The organism is Flavobacterium frigidum (genome assembly GCF_048286795.2).
This window is the reverse complement of the sequence record NZ_JBLVPT020000014.1, coordinates 1-13,003: the sequence shown is the minus strand read 5'-3', so window position 1 is coordinate 13,003 and position 13,003 is coordinate 1. Positions and strand designations below refer to the sequence as shown.

13 protein-coding genes are annotated in these 13,003 nt (G+C 35.2%); all 13 read left to right on the top strand.

The window, feature by feature from the left end; translation table 11 throughout:
* Complete coding sequence (locus ACNQGB_RS12745) at positions 1-1,239, top strand: NADH-quinone oxidoreductase subunit D (RefSeq protein WP_417944221.1); 1,239 nt, start codon at positions 1-3, stop codon at positions 1,237-1,239.
* A 79-nt stretch (positions 1,240-1,318) separates the two neighbouring features.
* A complete protein-coding gene (locus ACNQGB_RS12740) occupies positions 1,319-1,849 on the top strand; it encodes a complex I 24 kDa subunit family protein (protein WP_417944220.1) in 531 nt (176 codons plus the stop codon).
* A 1-nt stretch (position 1,850) separates the two neighbouring features.
* Entirely contained in the window at positions 1,851-3,215 is a 1,365-nt protein-coding gene (nuoF, locus tag ACNQGB_RS12735; protein ID WP_417944219.1) for an NADH-quinone oxidoreductase subunit NuoF, read from the top strand.
* A 5-nt stretch (positions 3,216-3,220) separates the two neighbouring features.
* Entirely contained in the window at positions 3,221-3,595 is a 375-nt protein-coding gene (locus ACNQGB_RS12730; RefSeq protein WP_417944218.1) for a four helix bundle protein, read from the top strand.
* 56 nt (positions 3,596-3,651) lie between these two features.
* Positions 3,652-4,701: an NADH-quinone oxidoreductase subunit G gene (locus tag ACNQGB_RS12725; RefSeq protein WP_417944217.1), complete on the top strand. Its 1,050-nt coding sequence runs from the start codon at positions 3,652-3,654 to the stop codon at positions 4,699-4,701.
* The gene (nuoH, locus tag ACNQGB_RS12720) at positions 4,694-5,746 is read left to right on the top strand and encodes an NADH-quinone oxidoreductase subunit NuoH (RefSeq protein WP_417944216.1); all 1,053 of its coding nucleotides are present in this window, start codon (positions 4,694-4,696) and stop codon (positions 5,744-5,746) included. The genes ACNQGB_RS12725 and nuoH overlap by 8 nt, the downstream gene beginning before the upstream one ends.
* Before the next feature lie 113 nt (positions 5,747-5,859).
* On the top strand, positions 5,860-6,405 hold the full coding sequence (locus ACNQGB_RS12715) for a NuoI/complex I 23 kDa subunit family protein (protein ID WP_417944215.1): 546 nt from the start codon (positions 5,860-5,862) through the stop codon (positions 6,403-6,405).
* Entirely contained in the window at positions 6,405-6,917 is a 513-nt protein-coding gene (locus ACNQGB_RS12710; RefSeq protein WP_417944214.1) for an NADH-quinone oxidoreductase subunit J family protein, read from the top strand. The genes ACNQGB_RS12715 and ACNQGB_RS12710 overlap by 1 nt, the downstream gene beginning before the upstream one ends.
* Before the next feature lies 1 nt (position 6,918).
* The gene (nuoK, locus tag ACNQGB_RS12705) at positions 6,919-7,239 is read left to right on the top strand and encodes an NADH-quinone oxidoreductase subunit NuoK (protein ID WP_073205053.1); all 321 of its coding nucleotides are present in this window, start codon (positions 6,919-6,921) and stop codon (positions 7,237-7,239) included.
* 6 nt (positions 7,240-7,245) lie between these two features.
* Entirely contained in the window at positions 7,246-9,132 is a 1,887-nt protein-coding gene (nuoL, locus tag ACNQGB_RS12700; protein WP_417944213.1) for an NADH-quinone oxidoreductase subunit L, read from the top strand.
* A 9-nt stretch (positions 9,133-9,141) separates the two neighbouring features.
* Entirely contained in the window at positions 9,142-10,584 is a 1,443-nt protein-coding gene (locus ACNQGB_RS12695) for a complex I subunit 4 family protein (protein ID WP_417944212.1), read from the top strand.
* A 13-nt stretch (positions 10,585-10,597) separates the two neighbouring features.
* Complete coding sequence (locus ACNQGB_RS12690) at positions 10,598-11,968, top strand: NADH-quinone oxidoreductase subunit N (protein WP_417944211.1); 1,371 nt, start codon at positions 10,598-10,600, stop codon at positions 11,966-11,968.
* 195 nt (positions 11,969-12,163) lie between these two features.
* Positions 12,164-12,880, top strand: a complete 717-nt coding sequence (locus tag ACNQGB_RS12685) for a DsbA family oxidoreductase (protein WP_417944210.1) — start codon at positions 12,164-12,166, stop codon at positions 12,878-12,880.
* Positions 12,881-13,003: the final 123 nt, after the last annotated feature.

Sequence of the window (13,003 nt, the reverse complement as noted above, 5' to 3'; positions counted from 1 at the left end):
ATGTCAGAATTATTATTACCACCAGAGCATCGTTATGCTAAAAGAATAAAAGAACAACTAAATGAAGACGGAAGCGAGCTTTCGATCCTGAATTTAGGGCCAACTCACCCAGCTACACACGGTATTTTTCAAAATATCTTGTTGATGGATGGAGAAAGAATTCTGGAAGCGGAACCAACCATTGGTTATATTCACAGAGCTTTCGAGAAAATTGCGGAAAACCGTCCTTTTTACCAGATAACACCACTTACGGATAGAATGAACTATTGTTCGTCACCTATAAATAATATGGGTTGGTGGATGACATTAGAAAAATTGTTGGATATCGAAGTTCCTAAAAGAGCTCAATATTTAAGAGTTATTGTGATGGAATTAGCTAGAATCACAGATCATATCATCTGTAATTCAATCCTTGGTGTTGACACCGGAGCGTATACTGGATTTTTATATGTGTTCCAATTTAGAGAAAAAGTGTACGAGATTTATGAAGAAATTTGTGGAGCTCGTTTAACAACTAATATGGGACGAATTGGAGGTTTCGAAAGAGATTGGTCTCCTAAAGCATTTGAATTGCTGAACAAGTTTTTAGAAGAATTTCCAGCAGCTTGGAAAGAATTTGAAAATTTATTCGAAAGAAATAGAATTTTTATTGATAGAACTGTAAATGTTGGAGCTATAACGGCTGAACAAGCTATGGCTTATGGTTTTACAGGTCCAAATTTACGTGCCGCCGGCGTTGATTATGATGTGCGTGTAGCGCAACCGTATTCTTCTTACGAGGATTTTGATTTTATTATTCCTGTTGGAAAATCTGGAGATACTTACGATCGTTTTTGTGTTCGTAATGCCGAAGTATGGGAGAGTTTGAGTATTATTCGTCAAGCATTAGAAAAAATGCCGGAAGGAAATGAGTTTCATGCTGATGTTCCGGATTATTACCTTCCTCCAAAAGAAGATGTTTACACAAGTATGGAATCGTTGATTTACCATTTCAAAATTGTTATGGGTGAAGTTCCAGTTCCAGTTGCCGAAATATATCATCCTGTAGAAGGTGGGAACGGAGAATTAGGTTTTTATTTAGTTACTGATGGAAGTCGAACGCCTTATCGACTGCATTTCCGTAGGCCTTGTTTTATTTACTACCAAGCGTATCCAGAAATGATAAAAGGAGCTTTGCTCTCGGATGCTATTGTAATTTTGTCAAGTTTAAATGTCATAGCAGGGGAGTTAGACGCGTAAGTGGATTGAAGATTTTAGATTAACGATTTTAGACCCGAGCGTCAGCGAACTGGCGAAGCATTTCAGATTTAAAAGAAAAATGGAAAGAACACATTACAAACAAGAAATAAATATAACTGAAGGATTGATGTCCCGCATCAACGAATTGATTAGTTATTATCCTGAAGACAAAAGAAAATCAGCTTTGTTGCCTGTTCTGCATGAAGTTCAAGATGCTCACGATAATTGGTTGAGCATAGAATTGATGGACAAGGTTGCTAAAATTCTTTATATTAAACCAATAGAAGTGTATGAGGTAGTGTCGTTTTACACGATGTACAACCAGCGACCAATTGGAAAATACATGTTCGAATTTTGTCAAACTTCTCCTTGTTGTTTGAATGGGGTGGAAGATTTAATCGATTATACCTGTGAAAAATTAGGTGTAAAAGTGGGTGAACCTACTCCAGACGGTCTTTTTGAAGTACGAGGTGTTGAATGTTTAGGTGCTTGTGGTTACGCTCCAATGATGCAATTAGGCGATTTTTACAAAGAACACTTGACTAAAGAAAAAGTAGATCAGTTAATTGAAGATTGCAAAAACGATACAATACTATTACACGATAAATAATATGTCACAGAAAATATTATTAGACAAAATAAATATTCCAGGAATTAAAACCTACGAAGTATACCGTCAAAACGGGGGTTATGCTTCAGTAGAAAAAGCCCTGAAAACATTAACACCAGACGAAGTAGTCGAAGAAGTGAAAACTTCAGGATTGCGTGGTCGTGGTGGAGCAGGTTTCCCAGCAGGAATGAAATGGAGTTTTATTGATAAAAAATCAGGAAAACCAAGACATCTAGTTTGTAACGCTGATGAATCTGAGCCAGGAACTTTCAAAGATCGTTATTTGATGGAATTTATTCCTCATTTATTGATTGAAGGAATGATTACCTCCAGTTATGCATTGGGTGCAAACCTATCCTACATCTACATTCGGGGAGAATACATGTGGGTATATAAAATATTAGAAAGAGCCATTAACGAAGCTAAAGCTGCTGGATTTTTGGGTAAAAATATATTAGATTCAGGGTACGATTTAGAACTTTATGTTCATTGTGGTGCTGGAGCTTACATTTGTGGTGAAGAAACTGCATTGATTGAATCATTGGAAGGAAAAAGAGGAAATCCTCGTATCAAACCACCCTTTCCTGCTATTTCAGGACTTTGGGCAAATCCAACGGTTGTCAATAACGTAGAAACAATTGCCGCTGTGCCTTGGATAGTTAATAATTCAGGTGCGGAATATGCTAAAATTGGTATTGGACGTTCTACAGGAACTAAATTAATTTCAGCTTCAGGACATATTAAAAACCCAGGTGTTTACGAAATTGAATTGGGTTTAAGTGTTTACGAATTTATGAATTCTGATGAATATTTAGGAGGAATGAGTTCTGATAGACCACTTAAAGCTTTTGTACCGGGTGGAAGTTCTGTTCCCGTTTTACCTGCGAATTTAATTTATAAAACGGCAAACGGTGAAGATCGTTTGATGTCATACGAATCATTAAGTGACGGTGGATTTGCAACTGGTTCTATGTTGGGATCAGGCGGATTTATTGTTTACAATGATACCTCTTGTATTGTTCGTAATACTTGGAATTTCTCTCGTTTTTATCACCATGAAAGCTGTGGGCAATGTTCCCCTTGTCGTGAAGGTACAGGATGGATGGAAAAAGTATTGCATCGAATAGAAAACGGTCACGGTCGTGAAGAAGATGTCGATTTGCTATTGAGCATTCAAAGTAAAATTGAAGGAAATACCATTTGTCCATTAGGTGACGCGGCAGCTTGGCCAGTGGCAGCAGCAATTCGTCATTTTAGAGAAGAATTTGAATATCATATTCGTTTCCCGGAAAAAATAAAGAATAGAGATCATTTTGTTGCGGAACCTTTCTCCAAAGTCATAATGTCCAATGTCTTAAAGTCGTAACGGAAATGGGAAGGTTTAATTCATTTGAAGAAATTAATTCTTGGAAAAAATCAAGGATTTTCAACAAACGGATTTATGAAATAACCAATGGTGAAGAATTTAAAAAAGATTTTGATTTAGTTAGACAAATTAGAAGGGCATCAATTTCAATTTCATCAAATATTGCAGAAGGATTTGAAAGAAACACAGATAAAGAATTTATATATTTTTTGTACGTTGCTAAAGCATCTTCTGCAGAAGTAAGATCGCAATTGTATTTAGCATTGGATTTAAATTATATTACAAAAATAGAATTTGATGATTTATTTGAGAATGTTTCAGATATTTCAAAATTAATAAGTGGATTTATAAAATATTTAAATGACAGTCAAAAGAAGTGAAGTCGAAATGTATTCGACATTAAGACATTTGACATTAAGACGTTAAGACTTTAAACATGAAAGTAACCATAGACGGTCAAAGCATAGAAGTAGAACCAGGAACAACAATCCTGCAGGCAGCACGTATGATAGGTGGAGAAGTAGTTCCGCCAGCGATGTGCTATTATTCTAAACTAAAAGGTAGCGGTGGGAAATGCCGTTGTTGTTTAGTAGAAGTTGCCAAAGGAAGTGAAGCTGACCCAAGACCAATGCCTAAATTAATGGCATCTTGTGTAACTGGTTGTATGGACGGAATGGAAGTGAATAGTAAGTCATCTCCACGTGTACAAGAAGCCAGAAAATCAGTAACAGAGTTTTTATTGATCAATCACCCACTAGATTGTCCGGTTTGTGATCAGGCAGGAGAATGCGATTTGCAAAATTTAAGCTTTGAGCACGGGAAATCAGAAACTCGTTTTATAGAAGAAAAAAGAACATTTGAGCCAGAAAATATTGGTCCAAATATTCAATTGCACATGAACCGTTGTATTCTTTGTTACCGTTGTGTGATGGTTGCAGATCAATTAACTGACGATCGTGTTCACGGAGTAATGGACAGAGGGGATCATTCTAATATATCTACTTGTATCTCAAAAGCAGTTGATAATGAGTTTTCTGGAAATATGATTGATGTGTGTCCGGTAGGAGCTTTAACTGATAAGACATTTAGATTTAAATCTAGAGTATGGTTCAGCAAGCCTTACAATGCACACAGAAATTGCACAACTTGTTCTGGAAAAACTACCGTTTGGATGTTTGGCGACGAAATCCAACGCGTTACCGGAAGAAAAGACGAATACCATGAAGTTGACGAATTTATTTGTAACGGATGTCGTTTTGACCACAAAGAAATTGCAGATTGGACTATTGAAGGACCAAGAGCTTTTGAAAAAGATTCGGTTATCAATCAAAATAAATACAACAGAAAATTGCAGAAAGTTGAAATCGCTACCGAAGATCATATTCTTTTAGGTAGAGAATCCGATCGTAAGAAAATAAGCATGGTCGAAATTCCATTGACTGAAGAAGATATTACGAATCAAAAAACTTTGGGCAATAATGGATAGTACTATTATCATAGAAAAAAGTGTCATTATTGTTGCAGTTTTTGCGCTAACAATGTTGATGGCCATGTATTCTACATGGGCAGAGCGAAAAGTTGCCGCTTGGCTTCAAGATCGTGTTGGACCAAATAGAGCCGGTCCTTTCGGATTGTTTCAACCGCTTGCCGATGGTTTAAAATTATTCTCGAAAGAAGAATTTGAGCCTAACACGCCAAATCGATTTTTGTTTTTTGTAGGTCCGGCAATTGCCATGAGTACCGCTTTAATGACAAGTGCTGTGATTCCTTGGGGAGACAAATTGCATTTGTTTGGGAGAGATATTTTATTACAGGCGACTGATTTAAACATCGGTTTATTATACTTTTTCGGAGTTGTTTCAGTGGGTGTTTACGGAATTATGATTGGTGGTTGGGCCTCGAACAATAAATTTTCGTTGATTGGTGCCGTTCGTGCAGCATCTCAAATGGTATCGTATGAAATTGCAATGGGATTGTCCATAATTGCATTATTGATGATGACCGGAACATTGAGTTTAAGAGAGATCTCTGAACAGCAAGCAGGAATGAATTGGAATGTGTTTTACCAACCTTTATCTTTTATAATTTTTTTGATTTGTGCTTTTGCAGAATCAAACAGAACTCCTTTTGACTTGGCGGAATGTGAAACAGAACTTATTGGAGGATATCACACCGAATATTCATCAATGAAAATGGGATTCTATTTATTTGCTGAATATGCAAATATGTTTATTTCCTCTACGATTTTAGCGATTTTATTCTTTGGAGGTTATAATTATCCTGGAATGAGTTGGGTTGTTGAGAATTGGGGAGTTAATATTGGTAATCTTTTGGGATTTGGTGCTTTATTTATCAAATTGTGTGGATTTATCTTTTTCTACATGTGGGTTCGTTGGACTATTCCAAGATTCAGATACGATCAATTGATGCATTTGGGTTGGAGGATCTTGATTCCATTGGCGATCATTAATATCATCATCACAGGAATTGTAATTTTGAGAGCAGAAATTGCTACATATTTAGGATTTTAATTTATACCGAAAAAGCCCTTGCCCTGATAGCAGTGAAAATCCTTTATTGTTTTTTTTTAAAACAATAAAGATTGAAACGAATAGCAGGATGAAGCTTCAAATAAAAATATAAAATGTCAATAGAAAGTATATCCTTATCAGGAAGAAAAAAGGTAGTCTCTAACAAAGAGATGACTTTTTGGGAAAAAATGTATCTTGTTGCGATCGTCAAAGGATTGATAATTACGATTCAGCATTTGTTTACTAGAAAAGTAACGATTCAATATCCGGAGCAAGTGCGAGAGATGAGTCCGGTGTATCGCGGTCAGCATATGTTGAAACGTGATGAGCAAGGTCGAGAAAATTGCACGGCTTGTGGTTTGTGTGCGTTGTCATGTCCTGCAGAAGCGATTACGATGAAGGCTGAAGAACGCAAAGCAGACGAAAAACATTTGTACAGAGAGGAAAAATATGCGTCGATATATGAAATCAATATGTTGCGTTGTATTTTTTGTGGCTTGTGTGAAGAGGCTTGTCCGAAGGACGCTATTTACCTGACCACGTCTAAAGTTTTGGTTCCTTCCAGCTATGAAAGAGAAGATTTTATCTTTGGTAAAGATAAATTAGTCATGCCTTTAGATATAGCAATGCAAAATGCTCAACTTAAAAACGCTAACTAATGTCTACAGTACTTATAATTTTTTGTGTATTGGCTGCTGTCACTTTAGCAACCGCTTTTTTAACTATTTTTAGTAGAAATCCTATTCACAGTGCTATTTATTTAGTGATTTGTTTTTTTTCGATTGCAGGTCATTACTTGTTGTTGAATTCACAATTCTTAGCAATTGTTCATATAATCGTATATTCTGGAGCGATTATGATTTTGTTCTTGTTCACCATCATGTTGATGAATTTAAATGAACAAAAAGAAGTACACCGCCCAAGAATCACCCGATTAGGTGCTATTGTTTCCTTTTGTTTGATCTGTATTGTTCTTATTTTGATTTTTATAAATTCAAAACCAATTGTGGGAGAATATGTTACAACTGGTGAAGATTATCAATCGATCAAAGTATTGGGTAAAATACTACTGAATGAATACATGGTTCCATTTGAGTTTGCCTCTATACTACTTTTAGTGGCTATGATTGGAACGGTATTATTGTCTAAAAAAGAAAAATTGCAAAAATAAGATGAACAATATTTTAAACCAGATTGGTATAGAAAATTACATATTCCTGAGCGTAATACTTTTTTGTATTGGCGTTTTTGGGGTGCTATACAGACGAAATGCTATTATCGTATTTATGTCAATTGAAATTATGTTGAATGCAGTAAACTTATTGTTTGTAGCATTTTCTACTTATCATCAAGATGCCCAAGGACAAGTTTTTGTGTTTTTCTCTATGGCTGTTGCTGCAGCAGAAGTTGCGGTAGGATTGGCAATATTAGTTTCTATTTTTAGAAATTTAGGATCGATTACAATCGATAATTTAAAAAACTTAAAAGGATAAATGGAAATGAATACCAATATAGCTTTAGTTTTAGTTCTCTCTCCTTTTTTAGGATTTTTAATCAATGTTTTCTTTGGTAAAAGCCTTGGAAAATCACTTTCCGGAATAATCGGAACACTTTCAGTAGTGGTTTCTTTTATTGCAACTGCTTATTTTTTTAGCGGAATTGCAGCGCAGCCGGAAGGAATTCGAATTTCACTTTTTGACTGGATTCAAATCAGTACTTTCAATGTTGATTTTGGATTTCAATTGGACCAATTGTCTATTTTATGGTTGCTTTTTGTAACCGGAATTGGGTCTTTGATTCATTTGTATTCCATAAGTTACATGCACGATGATGAAAATATGCATAAGTTTTTCGCGTATTTGAACCTGTTTATATTCTTCATGATTACATTAGTAATTGGAAGTAACTTATTAGTTTTGTTCATCGGTTGGGAAGGCGTAGGTCTTTGCTCTTATTTGTTAATCGGATTTTGGCATAAAAACCAAGAGTATAATGACGCTGCTAAGAAAGCGTTCATCATGAACCGTATAGGTGATTTAGGCTTGTTAGTTGGAATTTTCATTCTTGGGAATTTATTCTCAACTTTAGATTATGCTACTTTAAAAACGGCTATTGCCGGTGCAACAAATCTTGATATGTATTGGCTTTCTGTTGCTGCTTTCGCTTTATTCATTGGAGCTTGCGGTAAATCAGCACAAATTCCACTGTATACATGGTTACCAGATGCGATGGCAGGTCCAACACCGGTTTCAGCATTGATACACGCGGCTACGATGGTAACTGCAGGAATTTTTATGATTACCAGATTGAATTTCTTATTTGATTTGACTCCAGATGTGCAATCGATAATTGCTGTAGTTGGAGCGGTTACTGCTTTAGTAGCTGCAACTATCGGATTGGTTCAAAATGATATCAAGAAAGTTTTAGCTTATTCTACCGTTTCTCAATTGGGATTAATGTTCTTAGCTTTAGGTTTAGGCGCTTACGAAGTGGCTGTTTTCCACGTAATCACGCACGCTTTCTTCAAAGCTTGTTTGTTTTTGGGTTCTGGTTCTGTAATTCATGCGTTGCACGGAGAACAAGACATGCGCAATATGGGCGGCTTGAAAAAAGCAATGCCAAGTACTTTTGTAACGATGTTGATTGCTTCATTAGCAATTTCTGGAGTTCCATTATTCTCAGGTTTTTTCTCAAAAGACGAAATCTTATTAGTGGCTTTCCATCATAATATTCCGTTATGGGTTGTGGCTTCGGTTGCCTCTATAATGACTGCTTTTTATATGTTCCGTTTAATGTTCTTAACATTCTTCCAAGAATTTAGAGGAACCGCAGAACAAAAACATCATTTGCACGAAAGTCCTTCTTTGATTACCATTCCTTTGATTGTTTTAGCAATTTTGGCTACCATCGGGGGTGTGATTAGTTTGCCAGGAAGCAGTTGGTTGAATCATTATTTGATTCCAATTTTACCAAAATTAGCAACCGCTGAACACCATTTAGGAACTACTGAATATATCTTAATGGCTATTGCTGTTATGGGTGGATTAGTAGGAATAGGTATTGCTTACGCCAAATACATCAAACAAAATACAGTTCCTTCTGAAGATGCTGCAATAACAGGGTTTTCTAAAGTGCTTTACAATAAATATTATGTTGATGAATTTTATGATGCTATTTTTGTTAAACCTATAAATTTCTTGTCTCGTTTTTTCAGAGACACGATAGAAACGGGTTTATCAGCTTTAGTTTTTGGATTCGGAAAAGTTACCAACGAAATAAGTTACCAAGGAAAGAAAATACAAAATGGAAGCATTGGTCTTTATCTTTTTGTTTTCGTATTAGGGCTTTGTGCCATTGTTTCTTATTTATTTTTAGCTCAACAATAATCATATATCATGAATGTATCTCTAATATTAATTATACTTTTGGTTGGTGCGTTTGCAACTTTTATTGCAGGCGATAAACTGGCTTCAAAAGTGGCTTTGTTCTTTGGGTTAGCTGCTGCAGGCGCTTCTATTGTATTATTAAATCATTATAATTTAGGTGAAAACATCAGTTTTATAAGCCAGTGGATCATACAACCTAATATTTCTTTTGCTCTAAAAGCAGATGGATTATCAATGGCAATGGTGTTATTGACCACAGTTTTGACTCCAATAATTATTTTTTCTTCTTTTGGAAATGACTATAAAAATTCAAAATCCTTTTATGCGTTAATCTTGTTTATGTCGTTTGCAATGGCAGGAACATTCTTGGCATCAGATGGTCTTTTGTATTATATATTCTGGGAATTAGCATTGATTCCGATTTATTTTATCGCTTTAATTTGGGGTAACGGTGATACAGATCAACGTAAAAAAGCAGTAGTTAAATTCTTTATCTACACACTTGCAGGTTCTTTATTTATGTTAGTTGCTTTTGTTTATTTGTATCAAAAAGCGGGAAGTTTTTTATTAGAAGATTTATACAAATTAAACTTAACAGCAACCGAACAATTGTGGATATTCCTAGCTTTCTTCTTAGCGTATGCGATTAAGATTCCATTAATTCCTTTCCATACTTGGCAAGCAAATGTGTATCAAAAAGCACCAACTGTTGGGACAATGCTTTTATCTGGTATCATGCTAAAAATGGGATTGTATAGCGTTATTCGTTGGCAATTGCCATTGGCGCCATTGGCAGCCAAAGAATACATGTATATTTTCATAGGACTCGGAATTGCTGGTGTCATTTACGGTTCTATCGTAGCATTGAAACAAAAAGATTTAAAGAAATTATTAGCGTATTCTTCCTTGGCACACGTTGGATTAATAGCAGCTGGAACGTATACTTTGACGTCAGACGGGTTGCGAGGTGCGGTTTTACAAATGATTGCTCACGGTTTTGTAGTTGTTGGTTTATTTTATGCCGCTGAAATTATCTTCAGAAGATACGAAACCAGAGCCATTGCTGAAATGGGCGGTATTCGGACGCAATCACCAAAATTCACTTCAATGTTTTTGATTTTGGTTTTGGCATCAGTTGCCTTGCCAACTACTTTTAACTTTGTTGGAGAATTCACCGTTTTATACAGTCTTTCACAAATTAATATATGGTTTGCCATTTTAGGAGGAACAACCATTATTTTAGGAGCGTATTATATGTTGAAAATGTTTCAACATGCCATGTTGGGAGAAACCAATACAAAGTCTTTTGCTGATGTAACTGTCAATGAAGGAATAACATTGGTACTTATAATTGGTGTTTTGTTCTTTTTTGGGATGTATCCAAAGCCAATTACCGATTTGATTACGCCAAGTCTGGAAGAAATTTTAACTCAAATAAACCGAATTAACTAAGTCAAATAAAAAAATGAATACATTAATAGCTATAATAGGATTAGGTGTTTTATGCCTTTTATTTGAAATTTTTAATTTAAGGAAAGCCATTGTTCCAATAACAATACTTGGGTTATTGGCAGTGCTGGGTTTAACCATATCTGAATTTAATTCTACGGAGAGTTATTACAACAACATGATTGTTGTAAGTAAATTTTCAGCTTCATTCTCTTGTTTGTTTATCGTACTTACCATTTTCTTGGTGGCTTTAGGACATAATTTTTACGAAAATCATCAATCTAAAATCTCAGATTTTATTGCCATAAAAGTATTTTTATTGGCAGGTGCTGTTGCGATGGTTTCTTTTGGAAACTTAGCAATGTTCTTTCTTGGGATCGAAGTATTATCCATTGCGCTTTATATTCTTGCGGCAAGTGACCGTATGAACTTAAAAAGTAACGAAGCAGGAATGAAGTATTTCTTGATGGGATCTTTTGCATCTGGAATCATTCTTTTTGGTATCTGTTTAATTTACGGAGCCATGGGTAGTTTTGATGTTATTGAAATTAGTGCATTATCACAATCAGCAGAGTTGCCGGTTTGGTTTCCAATAGGAATTATTCTGGTTACAATAGGAATGTTGTTTAAAGTAGCGGCTGTTCCATTTCACTTTTGGGCACCAGATGTTTATGAAGGTTCTCCAGCTTTAACAACGGCATTAATGAGTACTTTGGCTAAAGTAGTGGCAATTGCGACACTTTATAAATTATTATCAGTAATGAATGCCGATGTTTCTGAGTCGTTCAAATTGGTAGTTGTGATTATTTCTATGGCTTCGATGACCGTTGGTAATATTATGGCCTTGAGACAAACGAATGTGAAACGTATGTTGGCATTTTCAGGTATTTCTCACGCTGGTTTTATGTTGATGACTTTGTTGAGTTTGTCTACATCAGCAGGAAGTTTATTATATTATACTGCTGCTTATTCTTTATCGGGAATCGCTGCTTTTAGTGTGATTTTATACGTTTGTAAAAATAGAGATAATGAAGATGTGGTGAATTTCCACGGTTTAGGAAAAACGAATCCATTGTTAGCAGCCATCCTTACGGCAGCTTTGCTTTCTATGGCTGGTATTCCAATTTTTGCGGGATTCTTTGCTAAGTTGGTTTTGTTCAGTCAAACGATTCAAGCAGGTTATTTGGCTTTAGTAATCGTAGCGGTTGTGAACTCTATTATAAGTGTTGGTTATTACTTCAAGTTGATTTTAGCGATGTACACCAAAGAGCCAAACGAAGAACGAAAAGGAACTCCTGTTATCATTTATGCTGTTGCTATTATAGCAATTGTGTTGAATATTGCGTTAGGGTTGTTCCCATCTTTAGTTTTAGATTTACTGGCTTAAGCAAAATTTTAAAAATATACAGAAAACCATCAAGAGCAATTTTGATGGTCTTTTAGTTTTAAAGGTTTTTTCTTCATTCGAATAAATATTTTCTATGCTTGTATCTATATTTAAATTCTGTATCTCAAAAAGCTAAAAACTGAATTGATTAATTTTGTCTCATAGAATTAGTTTTAATTTAATTATCGAAGTAAGATGTCAAATACATTAAAAATACAAATCTGGTCAGATATTATGTGTCCGTTTTGTTATATCGGAAAAAGAAGAATTGAAGCTGCCTTGCAGCTTTTCGAACATAAAGATGCTGTTGAAATCGAATGGAAAAGTTTTCAGCTTGACGCTGGCTTTGTAGCTTCGCCTGAAGATAATTTAGTAAACCATTTGGCAGAAAAATATAGAAAAGATACCGATTGGGCTCAAGGAATGCTGGATGATATGACGCAGAATGCTAAAAATTCAGGTTTGGATTTCCATTTTGAAAAAGCGATTATGGCGAATTCATTGCATGCGCATCGCTTGTTGCATTTGGCTAAAAAGTATTATTTGGCAAATGACTTAGAAGAATTATTGTTCAAAGCCTATTTGACGGATGGTAAAAATATAAATAATTTAGATACTTTGAAAGCATTGGGACTGGAAGTAGGACTGAGTGCTAAATCCATCGATGAAGTATTGCAGTCTAATGTTTACGCAAATGAAGTACAGCATGATATTGATGAGGCGCAATCTATCGGTGTTCAAGGTGTTCCTTTCTTTGTTTTCGATAATAAATATGCAGTATCGGGTGCGCAACATGTAGAAACTTTTGTGAAATCGCTTGAAAAAGTATGGGAAGAAGGCAAATTCGATTCGAAAGTTACAGTATTGAATATAACCGATGGAGACAGCTGTGGAATCAATGGTTGTGAATAATTTTTTTTATTTATGTCTTGTCCTGAATAACCGATACAGATTATTAGATAAAAATATTTAATTAAACACTTGCAAAAACGTTTTTGCAAGTGTTTTTTGTTTTATATGTCCTCATTTTAATTT